Raw genomic sequence first — 17,852 nt, 5'->3', positions numbered from 1 at the left:
TCTTGGCTCAATAGCCGCTGTCTGTGGTCAGAACGAAATGGCCCGGCTCGACCTCATCATATTCGGACGGAGCCGGATCATAGCCGACAGGATGGATCGGAGAAGGGATCGGTTTGAAATTCAGATCCTTCTCTGCCTTACGCTTGCGCGGATCCGCGATCGGCACCGCTTTCATCAACGCCTGCGTATAGGGGTGTTGCGGGTTCTCGAACACCCGCGACCGTGGCCCAAGCTCGACGATCCGGCCCAGATACATCACGCCAACCTGATGACTGACCCGCTCGACAACTGCCATGTCGTGGCTGATGAACAAGAAGGACAGGCCCATTTCGGCCTGCAGTTCCATCATCAGGTTCAACACCTGCGCCTGCACCGACACGTCCAGCGCCGACACAGCTTCATCAGCAATGATCAGCTTGGGATTGAGGGCAAGGGCACGTGCGATCGCCACCCGCTGGCGTTGACCACCCGACAATTCGTGCGGAAACCGACGCATGAAACTGCGCGGCAATTCAACCCGATCAAAGAGCATCTCAACGCGCTTTCGACCCTCTTCGCCGGCAAACATGCCGAAATTGTGCATCGGCTCTGCCACCTGGTCGGCCAACTGCATTTGCGGATTGAGCGAGGCGAAAGGATCCTGAAAGATCATCTGCATGTCCATGCGCGCCGTGCGCAAGTCATTGTCGCTGAGCGCCATGATATCCTTGCCATCCAGTATGACGCTGCCTTCTTGCGGATCGACGAGGCGCAGGATCGACCGGCCGGCTGTCGATTTACCGCAACCGCTCTCACCCACCAGGCTCAGGGTCTGCCCCTTGTTGATGGTAAAGGACAGATCCTCGACCGCGTGCACATTGGCGACAAGACGGCGGAAAAAGCCGCCCTTGACCGGGAACCGCGTCGTCAGGCCCTTGACCTCCAGCAACGGCTCTTCTGTGCCGGGGATCGGCAAGATTTCCTTCTGCGTCCGGCCCATCAACTTCATGGGTTCGGGGTAGGTCTTGCCCGTCATCTCGCCCAGCTTGGGCACAGCGGCCAGCAGCGCCTTGGTGTACGGGTGCTGCGGATTTTCAAAGATTTCCGAAACGGTACCCTCTTCGACCTTGTTGCCGCGGAACATGACAACGACGCGGTCGGCCATCTGGGCCACGACCGCCATATCGTGCGTGATGAACATCACGGCCGTGCCGGTCTCGCGCTTGAGGCGATCCATCAGGGCCAGAATTTCGGCCTGAATTGTCACATCAAGGGCGGTCGTCGGCTCATCCGCGATCAACAGACGGGGCTTGCATGCGAGTGCCATGGCAATGACCACGCGCTGGCGCATACCACCTGACAATTCGTGTGGATATTGTACCAAACGGCGCTCAGGTTCCGGGATGCGCACCTGGTTCATCAGTTCCAGCGCGCGGGCTTCGGCCTCCGACTTGGACATGCCCCGGTGCAGGCGCAACCCTTCGGTCAACTGGCGACCGACGGTGAAAACCGGGTTGAGCGCGGTCATGGGCTCTTGGAAAATCATTCCGATTTCGTTGCCGCGAATGGTCTGCATCAGGCTTTGATCCGCTTTCGCCAGATCGATCTGCTCGGCGTCCTTGCGGTCAAACAACAGGCGACCACCCGCGATTTCGCCGCCACCGAATTCCACCAGTCGCATCAGGGACAGCGACGATACCGATTTGCCTGACCCGGATTCCCCGACGATACATACTGTCTCGCCCGAGTTGACCGTGAAGGAAACATCCTCGACGCCCAGAACAGGGCCGTCCTTGGTCTGGAATTCGACGCGCAGGCCCTGAATGTCGGCGATGGGCGCCGTGCCGGTTTCATCGAGCATTCTAATCCCTCAAAATCGGCCGCTCCAGGACCACTCAATCACGCTATGGCCAAGGTTGCAGCACTGTCAAACCCTGCAACAGAATTAATTGACAATTAACACTGGCGAGGCTTGCATTTTCAGCAAGTTCTGTTTCGATGGAAACATCCGCTTGGGGAGCGTGTGCGAAATAAACGGCCATAGCGTAAATGACATGGTATACTGCGCCTACGCCTTCCAGGCAACAACTCGCGATCGCAGGAAATGCGGCGCACGATCGGCACCGGCCCCCAAGCCGGCGTCCAACAAGGAGTATGACATGACATTGAAAACCCTACTTATGGGTGCTGTGGCGACAGCCGCGCTCGCGCCGGCGGCCTTCGCCGAACGCGGAGCCGACGGCGAAGTCAGCATCATCTATTGGCAAGCCCCCTCGATTCTGAACCCCTATCTGTCCGGTGGTACCAAGGATATCGAGGCGGCCTCTTTGGTCGTTGAACCTCTGGCGCGCTACAATGAAATGGGCGAAATGGTTCCGTTTCTGGCGTCGGAAATCCCAACGGTCGGTAATGGCGGTGTAAGCGAGGATCTGACCACCATCACATGGAAAATCGCACCCGGCATGATGTGGTCCGACGGCACGCCCGTGACCTCTGCCGACGTGAAATTCACTGCGGAATACTGTATGCACCCCGAAGGCGGTTGTGCGCAGGCGGCTTTCTTTGACGGTGTCGAGAACGTGGAAGCGATTGACGACCTGACCGTCAAAGTGACCTTCAATCAACCCAAGCCCAACCCGTATGGCCCCTTCGTTGGCGGCCAGTCTCCGATCATTCAGGCGGCCCAGTTCGCGGATTGCCTCGGCGCCAAAGCGCCCGAGTGCACAGAGGCAAACTTCAACCCCATTGGCACCGGCCCGTTCGTCGTGGACGATTTCCGCCCCAATGACGTGATCCAGTATTCGGCAAACCCGAACTACCGCGATCCGGCCAAACCAGCCTTTGCCAAGGTGACGTTCAAAGGTGGCGGCGATGCCGCGGCGGCTGGCCGTTCGGTTCTGGAAACAGGTGAATTCGACTATGCCTGGAACCTGCAGCTGGCACCTGACGTCATCGCACGGATGGAGTCGGCTGGTAAGGGCAAGGCCATCGCCGGCTTTGGTCCGCTGGTCGAGCGCATCGAGATGAACATGACCAACCCATCACCGGATCTGCCGCCGGAAACACGGGCGACAGTGGCTGAGCCGCACCCGTTCCTGTCAGACATCCGCGTGCGCAAAGCGCTGTCGATGGCCATTGACCGCCCTCTTCTGGTCGAAGTTGGTTACGGTCAGGCGGGCAAGGTCACTTGTGATCTGGTCCCGGCACCAGCCATGTTTGCCTCTGGCGACATGCACTGCGCAACGCAGGACATCGAAGGTGCCAAGGCTCTGCTGGAAGAAGCCGGCTGGACCGACAGCGACGGTGATGGTGTCCGTGAGAAAGACGGCATGGAACTGTCCGTGCTCTACCAGACATCGACCAACGCCGTCCGCCAGGATTTTCAGGCGCTGATCAAGGCCTGGTGGGAAGAGATCGGTGTTGAAACCGAATTGCGCAACCTCGATGCGTCGGTCTTCTTTGGTGGTGACCCCGGCTCGCCGGACACGTTCCAGAAGTTCTATGCTGATGTGGAAATGTACGCCAACACGTTCAACGGAACGGATCCCCAGCAATATCTGGCGGCCTATCGTTGTGGCAACGAGCCAAGGCCAGAAAGCCAGTGGCAGGGTGAGAACATCAACCGTTTCTGTGATCCGGAATACGACGCCCTGATCGACGAACTGGCCCGGACCGGTGACATCGAAAAACGCGCCGAAATCGCGATCAAGATGAACAACATGCTGACCAAAGACACCTATACCATCGTCCCGCTCGTGCACCGCGGACGGGTGTCTGCCCATGTCAACGATCTGGGCGGCGTCAAGTTGAACGTCTGGGACAGTGAGTTGTGGAATGTAGCCGACTGGTACCGCATCAACTAAGCAACAGGGCGGAGGACACCTCCGCCTAACGGGCGGGCGGCGTGCCAGCGCACGCCGCCCGCTCTTCTTATCGAACACCAAAGACCATCTTATAAGGATTGGCCTTCTATGCTGACTTTCACAATCCGCCGGTTGATCCTTTCGATCCCGACGCTTTTGTTCATCAGCCTTGTCATTTTTCTCCTGCTTCAGTTGGCACCGGGCGACCCTATGGCTCAGGTCCCACTGACCGTCCCCCCGGAAGTGAAGCAGAAAATGCGCGAAGCGCTTGGCCTCGGCCAGCCGCTGCATGTGCAATATTACAAGTGGATGGTGCAGTTCTTCTGGATCGAACCGCAGGTTCTTTTTGACCATTGGTTCGGGACGACGTTTGCCGAAGGCAAACAGCGCGTCATCTCCTGGCAGACCCGCAGCCCCGTCATGGACATCGTCGTGCAGCGTATGCCGCAAACCCTGTGGGTGGTTGGCCTGTCTTACATCGTGGGCATTCTGATCGCCCTGCCCATCGGCATTTATTCCGCCTACAGACAGTATTCAGTTTTTGATCAGACCGGCACATTCATCACGATGATCGGCTTTTCGATCCCCCCCTTTTTTACAGGACCGCTGCTGATCGTGCTGTTTTCCGTGCAGCTGGGGTGGTTGCCGTCAATTTACGACACGACCCTTGTCGTCACCGATTGGGCCACGTTCAAATTGCAGTTCTTTCAGATGATCATGCCCGTCATGGTGCTTGCCTTGCAGACCACCGCCCAGCTGAGCCGGTACATGCGCTCGTCGATGCTCGACAACCTCGGACAGGACTACGTGCGCACCGCGCGCGCCAAAGGCTTGCGTGAGGGCGTGGTGGTCATGGTGCATGTGCTGCGCAACTCGATGATCCCGGTAATCACCGTTATCGCGCTGGGTGTTCCGGCAATCTTTGGCGGCGCGATCATCACCGAGAACGTTTTCAAGGTGAACGGGATCGGACAGCTGCTGCTGACGGCCCTGTTTGCCAATGACATCCCCATGGTGATGACGCTGACGTTCATCTTTGCGATCCTGATCGTGCTCTTCAACCTGATTGCTGACGTCCTCTATGGCGTCCTCGACCCAAGGATCCGCTATGACTGATCAAGCCACAGATCCCCTGGCCGCTCTCAAGGACAAAGAGCCTTCCAAACCGCCCCGGTCACAGTGGATCGATGTTTGGGAACAGCTCAAACATCACAAGGGTGCGCTCTTCGGTGGCGGATTCCTGATTTTCATCACGCTTGCGGTGATCTTCGGACCCTATATCTGGCAAGTCGACCCTCAGGCGCTGGATATCCGCAACCGGGACATGCGGCCTATTTACGTGGCGCTATGGGACGGCAACGCCAAGGTTGGCTGGTTCCGGCCCCTTGGCACCGATAACCTCGGTCGTGATATTCTCGCGAACCTGATCGCTGGCGGGCGGGCTTCGATGGCTGTTGGCTGGGCCGCGATGATCCTGGCCCTTGTGATCGGCACTGGCGTGGGCGTCGTGGCAGGCTATTTCAAGAAGGCTGATTTCTGGCTGATGCGCCTCACCGATCTGGTGCTCTCGCTGCCAATTTTGCCGCTGTTGCTGGTCGCCGTCACGCTGTTCCGCGAACCGCTCAGGGCCAGCTTTGGACCCGAAGGCGGGATGTTCATCCTGATCGTCAGCGTCGTGGGCCTGACCAGCTGGATGCAAACGGCACGGATCGTGCGCGGTGACATTCTGGCGCTGAAGGAGCGGGAATTCATCCTGGCCGCGCGCTCCATCGGGACGACACCAGGCAAGATCATCCGACGTCACCTGCTGCCCAATGTGGTCTCGCCGATCATGGTATCCGCCACGCTTGGCCTCGCCACCGCGATCATCACGGAAAGCGCTCTGAGCTTCCTTGGAGTGGGTTTCCCGTCGGACTTCCCTACATGGGGCAAATTGCTCGCAGATGCGGTACAACGGATGGAGCAATATCCTGAACGGGTTGTTCTTCCGGGGATCCTGATTTCGCTGACGGTGCTGGGCGTGAACTACCTCGGCGACGGGCTGCGCGACGCTTTGGATCCGCGTATCCGAGGGCGCTGATACCACCGTCGGGGGAAGGTCCGCCCAGCTTCCGCTCTGCCGACACGGGGCAAGTGCTCGGAGAAGACAACGTCCAAAAAGGGCGGAGGATGCCTCCGCCTTACTGGAAAGATGCAAACGGCTCAAACAGCCCCGTAAGGCGTACCCATTGTTACGCCATAGCGATCCGTTACTTTTCGACAGCCTGACGCAAACGGCGCACCATCCACCAGACAGCCGCCACAACGGGCAAGGTCACCAGGGCGGTCAGCATTCCTTTGGACAGCCCCAACGCCTCGCTGAGAGGGTACAGCAGGTATGCGACGAGGGAGACAGCGTAGTAGCTGATCGCCACAACGGACAATCCTTCAACCGTGCGCTGCAACCGCAATTGCAGATCCGACCGTTTGTCCATGCTTGCCAAGAGGAACTGGTTCTGCGCCGAACGTTCGACATCCACCCGGGTCCGCAACAGGTCCGCAGCACGCACCCCCCGACTTGACATCGCATCAAGGCGATCCTGCGCCGATTTCACGGTGCGCATCGCAGGTTGATAGCGGCGCATCATGAACTCGGCAAAGCTCTGACGGCCATCGTATCGTTCCTCACGCAGCGACTCGATCCTCTGGTTCACCAATGCCTCATACGCCGAGGTCGCGGCAAAACGAAACGAAGACCGCGCCGAAAGGGTTTCAAATTCTGCCGAAATCGCCAGGAGAGCCTGCAAGGTTTCTTCCGCCTTGGAAGCCGGTGCTGACATCGCACCAACCAGTTCGGTCAACCGGGTGTCCAGTTCGGCAAGTTGCGCCCCCATGCTGCGCACACGAGCAAAGCCGAGCATGGACATGGATTTATATGTCTCAATCTCGCAGAGACGCTGAACGATCCGGCCCACCCGCCGCTCGCTGATCGTATCAGAGGCGAACACGGCGAACCGCATGTGGCCATTGGGGTCGATCCGAAAATCACCCGCCATGATCGCCGCATTGTCTAACACAACGCTCACGGCGAGACTTTCGGGCACAAACCAATCACCCAGGTTTGCGCGCACGATCGCGTCGTCCGGGCGCTCTTCGATCCGCAAGAGAACCGATGTGATCCGTTGGCCCGGTGCCTCTTCCAGCCAGTCCTGCGGAAAGGGGTCAAAGGCCCGAGGGTCAAACGGGCGGTCCTGTACGCCTTCAGAAAAGATCGTGTAAGTCACAAATTCCGTATGTTGTTCCCATTTCAACCAGTGGCGGCCGATCTGACCGTAGTAATGGGTGGCACCGGGTTGGGGATGCGGGGCACCATGGCGATCGAGCAGCTTGTACAGATGTTCGATATCGGCACCCCGGTCGCGATTGGCAGCCATTTCGGGCTGCTTGAATGCGACATAGGCCGCTTCGCTTGGCGCGACCATCGACGGAAACGGCCGCGCGTGCAGCTCGTTTGCCAATTTGTAACGCAGCGGATGATCTTCGATGGGGGCCATGTCTGCTCCAATAAGTTTAGGCACAGTTAACCCAATGCGCCCGTAAAGCAAAATTTATTTTGCCATCATTTCAATGATTTATATGAATACGATCGCATACCAAACGATTTTATCCACGTCTCTAGGATCATCCCGTGTTTCGGTTCCGCGACGCTGCAAACGTATGAAATTCAGCAACTGGATGTAAATAGGTTCAAAATACTGGTGTTTTGTAAAGCCGGAGTTGCGCCGCCTGCGTCGAAGGTCATCGGACACTCACAGAACCTTGCGCATCGCACGGGACGAAGTTGATGAATTGGAAAATGCATCTGCAAGGCCGCAGCCTAAGCTGTCTCTGGACAAATTGCGTGCAGTGACTGGTTTGGTTGACCTCCTTTGTAACACCTGGGCCATGGCTGGCATGCAACCGGGTTTCAGACAGATCATCATGTTGGCGGTTCAGGAATATGTCGCGCGGTATTGCGCAGGATGATCCCTTGGGCGGATGCGGTCGCGGAATCCTCGGACGCAGTAGAGCAACGCTTCGCCAAAGACCACTTTGGGTGGGCTAATGGAGATCCTTTGCCGATCAAGACGTTGCCCGCGCATTCCAAGGTCTGGCCCGTGTAGCGCCGGGTGACGCGATGTTCTCGTAGGCCTGCGCTCGCCGGACAAGGAAAAAGGGCGCGGGATTGACCCCACGCCCATTTTGCATTTCGCTGTGACTCTGAACGGATCAGTCGATCATCGGCAACAGCTTGTCGATAGACGCCTTCGCATCTCCATAGAACATCCGCGTGTTGTCCTTGAAGAACAGCGGGTTCTCGATACCGGAATAACCTGTCCCCTGCCCGCGCTTGGATACGAACACCTGCTTGGCCTTCCAGCACTCCAACACCGGCATGCCAGCGATGGGCGAGTTTGGATCGTCCTGCGCCGCCGGGTTCACGATGTCGTTGGACCCGATGACGATGGCCACATCCGTGTCCGGGAAGTCGTCGTTGATCTCGTCCATTTCCAGCACGATGTCGTAAGGCACTTTCGCTTCGGCCAGCAACACGTTCATGTGGCCGGGCAAACGGCCCGCGACGGGGTGAATGGCAAAACGCACGGTCTTGCCCTGCGCCCGCAGCTTGCGGGTCAGCTCGGCTACACCCTGCTGGGCCTGGGCCACGGCCATACCGTAACCGGGGATGATGACGACGCTGTCTGCCTCGTTCAAAGCCGTGGCAACACCGTCAGCGTCGATCGCGATCTGCTCACCCTCGACCGCCATCTGCTCGCCTGCGGGGCCGCCGAAGCCACCCAGGATGACCGACACAAAGGACCGGTTCATCGCTTTACACATGATGTAGCTGAGGATCGCACCCGAAGAACCAACCAGCGCACCAACGACGATCAAAAGATCGTTGCCCAGTGAGAAGCCGATCGCGGCCGCAGCCCAGCCCGAATAGGAGTTCAGCATCGACACCACGACAGGCATATCCGCCCCGCCGATGCCCATGATCAGGTGATAGCCGATGAACAGGGCCAGCAACGTCAGCACGACCAGCGTCCAGCTGCCGGATCCCCCCAGATACATGATGGTCAACAGCAACGACAGACCCGCAGCACCCGCGTTGAGCAGATGCCCGCCGGGCAGCTTGGTCGCCGAGGAATCCACCTTGCCAGCCAGTTTTCCGTAGGCAATGACGGAGCCGGTAAAGGTGACCGCACCGATCCAGATGCCCAACACAAGTTCGACCTTGAGAATATTGATTTCAACCGACGTTTTTTTGGCGATCAGTTGGCCGAAGGACGACAGCCCGTCGTTGATTTCCTTGGGCAATCCGATGGCCGAATAGCCATTTTCGGCAACCGCGCCCAGGACAAGGCCGTTGGCCGCAAACAGGCTGCTCATGCTGTTGATCATGATATCGGCGTTGAAGCCGACAAAGACCGCCGCGAGGCCCACCAGCGAGTGCATGATGGCCACCAGCTCGGGCATTTGGGTCATCTGGACCTTGGTGGCCAGCTGGTAGCCCACAGCCGCGCCCATCGCGATCAGGATGACCGAGGCAAAGCCCAGTCCCTGACCGGGTCCGATCAACGTTGCCAGCACCGCAATCGCCATGCCGACAATGCCGTACCACACAGCGCGTTTGGCGCTTTCCTGTCCGCTCAGTCCACCAAGGCTCAGGATGAAGAGGACGGCCGCGACCGCGTAGGCCGCAATTGTAAATCCGTATTCCATGTGTCCGCTCCCGCCTTAAGATTTCTGGAACATGGCGAGCATGCGCCGTGTCACGAGGAAGCCGCCGAAAATATTCACCGAGGCCATAAAGATCGCGAGCGCAGCCAGAAGCGTGATCAGCATCGAGCTGGACCCGATCTGAATCACAGCACCCAGAATGATGATCGACGAGATCGCGTTCGTGACCGCCATCAACGGCGTGTGCAGCGAGTGGGCCACATTCCAGATCACCTGGAAGCCGATAAAGACCGACAAAATGAACACGATGAAGTGCTGCATGAAGCTCGCAGGCGCGACAAGGCCGACAGCCAGAAGCAAGCCGCCGCCGATGGCCAACAGTCCGATTTGCGTCTTGGTCTGCTGCTTGAAGTCCGCCACTTCCTTGGCCCGCTTTTCTTCGGCGGTCAGCTCCTTGGGCGTTTCCTTCTTGGGCGCTGCCGCAATCGCGGCCACTTTGGGTGGTGGTGGTGGGAAAGTCACTTCCTTGCCATGTGCGATGGTCGCGCCGCGGATCACATCGTCTTCCATGTTGTGGTTCACAACACCGTCTTTTTCAGGCGTCAGATCCGTCATCAGATGCCGGATGTTTGTCGCATAAAGTGTCGATGCCTGCGTGGCCATGCGGCTCGGGAAATCGGTATAACCGATGATGGTCACACCATTTTCGGTCACGATTTTCTCGTCCATGACGGTCAGCTTGCAGTTGCCACCCTTTTCAGCCGCCAGATCCACGATGACAGAACCCGGCTTCATGGACTTCACCATGTCTTCGGTCCAAAGCTCGGGCGCTTCGCGGTTCGGGATCAGGGCCGTGGTGATGACGATATCAACCTCGGGGGCCAGTTCGCGGAACTTGGCCAGCTGTGCCTCGCGGAATTCCGGCGAGGACACGGAGGCGTAGCCACCGGTGCTCGCACCGTCTTGCTGTTCTTCCTCAAAGTCGAGATAGACGAACTCGGCACCCATGGATTCAACCTGTTCGGCCACTTCGGGACGAACGTCAAAGGCGTAAGTGATCGCGCCCAAAGATGTGGACGTCCCGATCGCCGCAAGTCCGGCAACGCCAGCGCCCACGACCAATACCTTGGCTGGGGGCACCTTGCCCGCCGCCGTAATCTGACCAGTAAAGAACCGGCCGAAATTGTTGCCCGCCTCGATGACAGCACGGTATCCCGCGATATTGGCCATGGACGACAATGCATCCATCTTTTGTGCGCGGCTGATGCGCGGGATCATTTCCATCGCGATGACTGTCGCGCCCTTCTTGGCGGCGGCTTGCATCTTGGCTTCGTCCGCAACGGGGCTGAAGAACGAGATCAATGTCTGATCCGCGCGCAGCCGCTTCAACTCGGTCTCGTCGGGCACGCGCACCTTCGCCACGATATCGGCCGCCTTCCAAAGGGCCGCCGCGGTTTTCACCACTTCGACACCTGCCGCCTCAAAGGCCGCGTCGTCAAACCCCGCCGCAAGACCGGCACCGGCCTCGATCAGGCATTCGTGACCCAGTTTCTGCAACGCCAGTGCACTGTCCGGCGTCATGGCGACGCGGCTCTCTCCGGCAAATGTCTCTTTTGGTGTTCCGATCTTCATAGGAACAAATCCCCCGTCTTAAACAGTCTTGAACAGCTGACCAGTCAGGTAACATAACGCACAACCCGTCATGTCCACTACATTCGCGATGCTGAATTTACAAGAAGCTGCGCCGCATCATCGTGAAAATGCCACAATAGTTCACACCCACCGGCGAACTTTTTTCTCATAGCGGGCGAATTCAGCCCGAAAGACCCGGCGCATTCGGTCTTCTTCCGGAATGATGAAATGCCGCTCGATCCACCAGACAAATACCGGCACCAGAACCAGCGACAGCACCGCATCAAACCGAAGGATCACCCCAATAAGGATCAGAGTGTCGCCCAGATAAATCGGATTCCGGCTTCGCGAAAAAATCCCCTTGGTAATCAACTGCCCCGGGGTCTGATGCGGCATTATGGTAGTACGGGTTTTGCGAAATTCCATCGCGGCCAGGGCGATCAACACGATACCTGCGCCAATCAACAGACCCGAAAGCAAATCCGTCACGCCAGACGCCAGACTCAGTCCGAAGGATGCGAACCTCGCCTGCCACCAAGCCACGATAATCGCCAGAATGAGCCAAACAGGCGGGGTATCAAGGATATTTTTCATCGAGAGACCGAACAGTCATTTATCACCGCATGGTGACGAGAAAAACCTGACTGTGTCAACGGCAAGACATACGAGCACAACAACCTGCGCCGTCAATTTGATCATCGCGGTTGATCCTTGAGCACTCCCAACCCATGCTGACGCGCAGGCAATGAGAACGAGGGAAGCGCATCATGACATCGACACTCGCAGGCAAACACGCATTGGTCACCGGTGGCGGCACCGGCATTGGTCTCGCCATCGCGCAGGCTCTGGCGGCGCAGGGGGCGCATGTTACGATCACCGGACGCAGGCAGGAGGTTCTGGACACGGTTGCGGGCGACGGGTTGTTTGGCGCTGCCATGGATGTCCGTGATGAACGGTCGGTATGCGATGTGATCGCCGCGGCTGTCGCGGCGCGAGGGCCCGTACAGATCTGCGTGGCCAATGCGGGCATCGCAGAAGGGCGCAGCCTGCACAAGACAGACATGAGTTTCTGGCGCGACATGATGGCGACAAATCTGGACGGAGCCTTTCTGACCATTCGCGAATCCCTGGGGAGCATGCGGCAAACGGATTGGGGGCGTGTCATTGGCGTCTCTTCGATCGCGGGACTGCGCGGCTTGCCGGGGGCAGCGGCCTATGCGGCCTCCAAACACGGTTTGATCGGTCTGATCCGGTCGCTGAGCGAGGACTACATGGGGCAGCCCTATACGTTCAACGCCCTCTGCCCCGGCTATGTCGACACCCCGATTGTGACCCGAAACGAAGCGGCAATTGCTGCGCGCACCGGGATGACGGCAGACGCGGCCAGACAAGTCATGATCGAAGCAAATCGGCACAAACGGCTGTTGGAGGTCGAAGAGGTCGCCGCCGCCGCCCTGTGGCTGGTGGGTCCGGGATCCCAGAGTATCAACGGCCAGTGCATCCAAATCTCGGGTGGGCAAACCGTATAGAGCACCGCAGGGCGGAGGATGCCTCCGCCTTACGGGCCTGTCGCTGCGGCAGTGCTGCGCCGCATAGAGTATCGCGCTGTTGTGACGGTGAAAAACTTTTCAAGGCAAGACCTTAAGGTCCGGAATGACGTGCAGGCTACGGCCAGCTTTGCAGCAAGCCCCGATTTCAAAGCGCGCCCAAACTGCCGCCCGGTCCATCCGCCCGATCCATGACATCACCCCTACGACCGCATCGCCGACCCGTAAGGCGCACCCTCGGTGCGCCATCCCGGCGGCAGCGGATGGTACCCATCCCCAACCTTCGCCACTGCAGGTACCTCACCGCGTGCAATCGCGCGATGCACAGACGACCATGGCCAGTCGCTCATCCGGTTGACCAGACCCGCTTGAACCGGCGCGCTGTGGATCATGTGCCTGTGGGCTGCAAAATCATCTTTATCCCGGATCATGTGCTCCCAGAAGCGACGTTGCCAGACGCCCTTTTCGCCCGGACGCAGCGACAGACCCGCCGTAACCTCCGACGCAGGGACATTCCGCGAAAACAGGGATTTCAACATCCGCCACCGGGCCGAAAAATCAGAATCTCCGGCGGGCAGTGTCCAAATCGCATATATCACATTGGGCAACACAACGGTTTCATTGATCTCGAAGGGCAACCGGTCACGGGTCTGACGCGTCACGTAACGCAGCACATCCACCTTTCGCACCAACAGATCGGACCGATGGTCCGCCAGTCTCACGGTGAAAAAGAATGTCCCGCCCGCACGAGATGATCGGGTATAACTTGGCATACGCGATGTTAGGCGGATCAAGGTTAACTGCTGTTTAAGACCAGGCGGCCCGATATATATCAGCCGTTACGCACTGCGCAGCGCAGGCCGGACGCGCGCCCCATCGGCCCAGTCGCGACAGGCCGCGCCGAAGGCTTCGAACAACGGCCGCGACACAGGATCGCATTTCGCGTTCCACTCGGGATGCCACTGAACCGACAACGTGAAACCGGGTGCTCCGTCCACATAAATCGCCTCCGGCGTGCCATCCGGGGCATGACCATCCACAACGATGCGCGCTCCTGCTGTCTTGATCCCCTGACCATGCAGCGTATTCGTCGGTACCGATTGGCGTCCCATCAACTGATGAAACACGCCGTCCTCGGTGAACGTCACGTCATGGCGCAAAGCAAACTTTTCTTCTAACGTGCCGTCGGGTGGCATCCGATGATTGTCCCGGCCCGGCAAGTCGCGAATCTCCGGATAGAGCGATCCGCCCATCGCCACGTTGACCTCTTGGAAACCCCGGCAAATGCCCAAAAACGGCTGGCCCCTTTCCACCAGAGCGCGGATCAAAGGCAGCGTGATCCGATCCCGGTTGCGATCGAAATCCCCATGGGCTGCGGTCGGCTCTTCGCCATATTCCTCAGGATGAACATTGGCGCGACCACCAGTAAAGACAAAACCCGCACACTGCTCCAACAGATCGGCGATCCGCACCATCTCCGGCTCCGCAGGTACGAGCATCGGCAGGCCTTCGGCCACATCCGCGACAGCGGAGATGTTGATCAACCCTGCCGCCTGAACGCAGTAGGTATCATTGATGATGTGATGGTTGGAGATAATACCGATGATCGGACGGGCCATGCGCTACCTCAGACGTTACACTTCGCACAGTCATACCCCCCCAAAAGCGCTCTGAACAGTCTGTCCAGCGCGCAGGTTCCTGTGCGCAAAGCCAGAACAAAACGTTCGCTTAAATTTCAGCCGTAAGTCCCGCCGCTTCAATCCCTGCAACAGCCGCGATCGCATCCTTGTCAGAGGTGTCACCCGTCACGCCAACGGCGCCTACGATCGCACCACTCGCGTCACGCACCAGCACACCGCCGGGAACCGGAACGACCTGCCCGCCAAAAACACCGTTCATCGCAGCCAGAAAATAGGCCTGCTGCTCGGCGCGTGCCTGCTGAGCGGTGCCGGCCAGGCCCAGCATGACCGACCCATAGGCCTTGCCCTGCGCGATCCCGAAACGGCCCGGCGATGCGCCGTCCTCACGCTCGAAGGCCTTGCAATGGCCGCCGGCATCCAGCACGATCACCGACAGCGGTTTCAAATCCAACTCACGGCCCTTGGCCAAAGCCTGCGCTACGATTATCCGCGCCTGTTCCAATGTTATCGCCATCGCCGCATTCCCTTCATCCAAGACGCCAATCGCGTCCCTTCTCTGTTCCATAAAATCCCGGGGAGTCCGAGGGGCAGGCCCCTCGGTCCCGACCTGTCAACCCGCAGGACGGGCCGCTTTGAATTCCAACCGACGCGCGTGCAAAACAGGCTCGGTGTAGCCCGATGGCTGGGTCCGCCCCTTGAATACGAGATCGCAGGCCGCCTGAAACGCTATCCCGTCAAATTCCGGGGCCATGGCGCGATAGGACGGGTCAAACGCATTTTGCGCGTCAACAACCTCTGCCATTTTGCGCATGATGCCCATCACGTCCTGCGCGTCCACAACGCCATGGTGCAGCCAATTGGCAATATGCTGGGCAGAAATCCGACACGTGGCGCGATCTTCCATCAGCCCCACATCGTTCAGGTCCGGCACTTTCGAACAACCGACGCCCTGATCAATCCAGCGCACCACATATCCCAGTATCCCCTGAGCGTTGTTCTCGACTTCGCGGATTTTCTGCGCGTCCGTCCATTTCTGGTATTCGGCGAGCGGAATGTTCAGCACGGTGTCGACATAGGCGCGACGCCCGCCTTTCTTCAGCTTGTCCTGCACCGCAAAGACATCAACGCGGTGATAGTGCAGCGCATGCAAGGTGGCCGCGGTTGGGCTCGGCACCCAGGCGCAATTGGCCCCCGCCTTGGGGTGTTCGATCTTCTGTTCCAACATGGCGGCCATCAGATCCGGCATCGCCCACATGCCCTTGCCAATCTGCGCGCGTCCCTGCAAGCCGCACTCAAGGCCGATATCGACATTCTGGTCTTCGTAGGCCGTGATCCAGCTCTTGCGCTTGATGAAATCCTTGCGGCTGAACGCGCCCGCCTCCATGGAGGTGTGAATTTCATCCCCCGTGCGATCCAGAAAACCGGTATTGATGAACGCCACCCGGCTTTTCGCAGCGCGGATACATTCCTTGAGATTCACGGTCGTGCGCCGTTCCTCGTCCATGATCCCGATCTTGATCGTGTGCTTTGGCAAGCCAAGCACCTGTTCGACCCGGGCGAATGTCTCGTCGGTAAAGGAGACCTCTTCAGGGCCGTGCATTTTGGGTTTGACCACATACACCGACCCGGTCACCGAATTGCCGCCATCGGCCTTCAGGTCATGCATCGCGATCAGGCTGGTGATCATCGCATCCATCAGGCCTTCGAAGACTTCGTTGCCATCCCGATCCAGAATTGCGGGGGTGGTCATCAGATGCCCGACATTGCGCACCAGCATCAGGGCGCGGCCTTTTTGCGCGATTTCCGCCTTGCCGTCCGGGCCGGTAATTTTGCGATCGTCGTGCAGACGGCGTGTCATCGTGCGCCCGTCTTTTTCAAAGCTCTCCGCCAAATCACGTTTCATCAAGCCGAGCCAGTTGGAATAGGCCACGACCTTGTCTTCCGCATCGACACAGGCGACCGAATCTTCGCAGTCCATAATAACCGAAACCGCGCTTTCGATCTGAACATCTGCCAGCCCCGCCTGATCACGGCTCCCGATTACGTGGGTGCGATCGAACACCAGTTCAACATGCAGCCCGTTATTGCGTAGCATGACGCTTGCAGGGGCCCTCGGATGGCCAGTGTAGCCAATGAATTTCTCCGGCTGAAGCAACGGTTGGTCATCAACATGCAGCGCGCCCTTGCGGATATGATACCGCCGCGCATCCGCATGGCTGAGATCCACCAGCGGAAACGCCTCGTCGAGGAAAACACGCGCCCGCGCCACAACGCGCGCGCCCCGGCCTTTGTCATATCCGCCCTTCGGCGCAGCGCTTCCCATGGCGTCGGTGCCGTAGAGCGCGTCGTAAAGGCTACCCCAGCGCGCATTCGCGGCATTCAGGGCAAAGCGCGCGTTGGTGATCGGCACAACCAACTGCGGGCCGGGGATCGCAGCGATCTCCGAATCCACATTGGCTGTATCGATTTCGAAATCAGGACCTTCAGGCAGCAGATACCCGATCTCTCTGAGAAAGGCGGTATAGGCCGAGGCATCATGCGATGTGCCGCGACGGGCCACATGCCAGGCATCGATCTTCGCTTGCAGATCAGCACGTTTGGCCAGTAGCACCCGGTTTTTGGGGCCAAGATCATGCACGATGGCCGAAAAGCCAGTCCAGAAATCAGCGGCTGAAACACCGGTTTCCGGCAAGGCCTGTGTTTCAACAAAATTCGCCAGCGTAGGTGCCACCTGCAACCCGTCACGTTCGACATAAGCGGTCATGTTCGATCTCTGCCTTCCATTTGCATGCGGCGGCATACCTAGAACGCTTGTTTCCTATCGTAAACAGCATTGGTCCAAAAATATTACCAAATCCGGGAAAATCTCTTTTGGTTGCGCAAACAATGGTCAACGGCTTGGACCCGCGCCCGTAAGGCGCACCCCGGTGCGCCGTGCTTACCGCGCCGACCTTGCCGCACGTCTGCATCGATCAGAACAGTATTTCACGTCGTCCCAGACCTTTTCCCACTTCTTGCGCCAGACAAAGGGGCGGTCGCAGACCGAGCACATCTTGAACGGCAAATCGACTTTCTTGCGCATGCGCCCCATCAGAAATCGAATCCCAGCTGGCGCTCGTCGCGGGCGGGCGAGACGCCCGCCTTACGGGTCTTAGGCGCGCGATCATTCACAAAATATCCTTGTCGGTCCTTGCGGCTGGCGTGTTGTTTGATCACGTCCGCCGCTTCCGCTCTGAACGCGCCGCCCCGACGGACGGCCCAAACCTTGTCCCGCGCCGCGCGCGCAGCAGACGCCACATCCACGATAGGCGCGGGATAGGTGCGATCGAGCACCTGCCCTGCCCCGGCCCAGCGCCAAGGCTCCTGCAAATATTCATCCGGCACATCGGACAGCTCCGGCACCCATGTTCGAGTGAAGGACCACCGGCTGACGCCGGAGGCATCATTTGTCGGAATGTAATTCCAGGTACTGCTTGATGACATCGTCT

At 58.8% G+C, this 17,852-nt stretch carries 15 protein-coding genes; 4 read left to right on the top strand and 11 right to left on the bottom strand.

Annotation, left to right across the window (positions count from 1 at the left end; all coding sequences use genetic code 11):
* Nucleotides 1-7: 7 nt before the first annotated feature.
* Entirely contained in the window at nucleotides 8-1,840 is a 1,833-nt protein-coding gene (locus LC354_RS07180) for an ABC transporter ATP-binding protein (RefSeq protein WP_223422432.1), read from the bottom strand.
* Nucleotides 1,841-2,138: 298 nt separating this feature from the next.
* Between LC354_RS07180 and LC354_RS07175 the strand changes: the two genes are divergently transcribed.
* The 3 genes from LC354_RS07175 (at nucleotide 2,139) to LC354_RS07165 (ending at nucleotide 5,922) form a co-directional block, all read left to right on the top strand.
* The gene (locus tag LC354_RS07175) at nucleotides 2,139-3,842 is read left to right on the top strand and encodes a peptide ABC transporter substrate-binding protein (RefSeq protein ID WP_223422431.1); all 1,704 of its coding nucleotides are present in this window, start codon (nucleotides 2,139-2,141) and stop codon (nucleotides 3,840-3,842) included.
* 108 nt (nucleotides 3,843-3,950) lie between these two features.
* Nucleotides 3,951-4,958, top strand: a complete 1,008-nt coding sequence (locus LC354_RS07170; RefSeq protein WP_223422429.1) for an ABC transporter permease — start codon at nucleotides 3,951-3,953, stop codon at nucleotides 4,956-4,958.
* A complete protein-coding gene (locus LC354_RS07165) occupies nucleotides 4,951-5,922 on the top strand; it encodes an ABC transporter permease (protein ID WP_223422428.1) in 972 nt (323 codons plus the stop codon). Before LC354_RS07170 ends, LC354_RS07165 begins: the two co-directional genes overlap by 8 nt.
* A gap of 169 nt (nucleotides 5,923-6,091) precedes the next feature.
* Here LC354_RS07165 and LC354_RS07160 read toward each other — a convergent pair whose 3' ends face one another.
* The 4 genes from LC354_RS07160 to LC354_RS07145 form a co-directional block, all read right to left on the bottom strand.
* Nucleotides 6,092-7,375 carry a DUF3422 family protein gene (locus tag LC354_RS07160; protein WP_223422426.1) on the bottom strand — a complete coding sequence of 428 codons (1,284 nt, stop codon included), beginning with the start codon at nucleotides 7,373-7,375 and terminating at the stop codon, nucleotides 6,092-6,094.
* A gap of 715 nt (nucleotides 7,376-8,090) precedes the next feature.
* Nucleotides 8,091-9,587: an NAD(P)(+) transhydrogenase (Re/Si-specific) subunit beta gene (locus tag LC354_RS07155; RefSeq protein WP_223422424.1), complete on the bottom strand. Its 1,497-nt coding sequence runs from the start codon at nucleotides 9,585-9,587 to the stop codon at nucleotides 8,091-8,093.
* A gap of 15 nt (nucleotides 9,588-9,602) precedes the next feature.
* Complete coding sequence (locus LC354_RS07150) at nucleotides 9,603-11,177, bottom strand: Re/Si-specific NAD(P)(+) transhydrogenase subunit alpha (protein ID WP_223422422.1); 1,575 nt, start codon at nucleotides 11,175-11,177, stop codon at nucleotides 9,603-9,605.
* A 141-nt stretch (nucleotides 11,178-11,318) separates the two neighbouring features.
* Nucleotides 11,319-11,771, bottom strand: a complete 453-nt coding sequence (locus LC354_RS07145; protein ID WP_223422421.1) for a methyltransferase family protein — start codon at nucleotides 11,769-11,771, stop codon at nucleotides 11,319-11,321.
* Nucleotides 11,772-11,944: 173 nt separating this feature from the next.
* Here LC354_RS07145 and LC354_RS07140 point away from each other — a divergent pair, with 173 nt between their 5' ends.
* Nucleotides 11,945-12,706 carry an SDR family NAD(P)-dependent oxidoreductase gene (locus LC354_RS07140; protein ID WP_223422419.1) on the top strand — a complete coding sequence of 254 codons (762 nt, stop codon included), beginning with the start codon at nucleotides 11,945-11,947 and terminating at the stop codon, nucleotides 12,704-12,706.
* Between the two features lie 221 nt (nucleotides 12,707-12,927).
* Here the strand turns inward: LC354_RS07140 and LC354_RS07135 are convergent, their stop codons facing one another.
* The 6 genes from LC354_RS07135 to LC354_RS07110 all read right to left on the bottom strand — a co-directional run.
* A complete protein-coding gene (locus LC354_RS07135) occupies nucleotides 12,928-13,518 on the bottom strand; it encodes an REP-associated tyrosine transposase (protein WP_223422418.1) in 591 nt (196 codons plus the stop codon).
* 45 nt (nucleotides 13,519-13,563) lie between these two features.
* Nucleotides 13,564-14,343 (bottom strand): gamma-glutamyl-gamma-aminobutyrate hydrolase family protein, encoded by a 780-nt coding sequence (locus LC354_RS07130; RefSeq protein WP_223422416.1) that lies wholly within the window; start codon nucleotides 14,341-14,343, stop codon nucleotides 13,564-13,566.
* 109 nt (nucleotides 14,344-14,452) lie between these two features.
* A complete protein-coding gene (locus LC354_RS07125) occupies nucleotides 14,453-14,878 on the bottom strand; it encodes a GlcG/HbpS family heme-binding protein (protein WP_223422414.1) in 426 nt (141 codons plus the stop codon).
* Nucleotides 14,879-14,974: 96 nt separating this feature from the next.
* Nucleotides 14,975-17,128 (bottom strand): malate synthase G, encoded by a 2,154-nt coding sequence (locus LC354_RS07120; protein WP_223422412.1) that lies wholly within the window; start codon nucleotides 17,126-17,128, stop codon nucleotides 14,975-14,977.
* A 174-nt stretch (nucleotides 17,129-17,302) separates the two neighbouring features.
* Nucleotides 17,303-17,455 (bottom strand): DUF2256 domain-containing protein, encoded by a 153-nt coding sequence (locus tag LC354_RS07115; RefSeq protein ID WP_223422411.1) that lies wholly within the window; start codon nucleotides 17,453-17,455, stop codon nucleotides 17,303-17,305.
* The coding region (locus tag LC354_RS07110; RefSeq protein WP_223422409.1) for an FAD-binding domain-containing protein at nucleotides 17,455-17,852 on the bottom strand (398 nt) is incomplete at its 5' end. The genes LC354_RS07110 and LC354_RS07115, both read right to left, overlap by 1 nt.

Origin of the sequence: Tateyamaria pelophila (assembly GCF_019966495.1) — a bacterium.
GTDB classification, from domain to species: domain Bacteria; phylum Pseudomonadota; class Alphaproteobacteria; order Rhodobacterales; family Rhodobacteraceae; genus Tateyamaria; species Tateyamaria pelophila.
The sequence above is the reverse complement of the archived record's forward strand: the minus strand, read 5'-3'. Positions and strand labels throughout refer to the sequence as shown.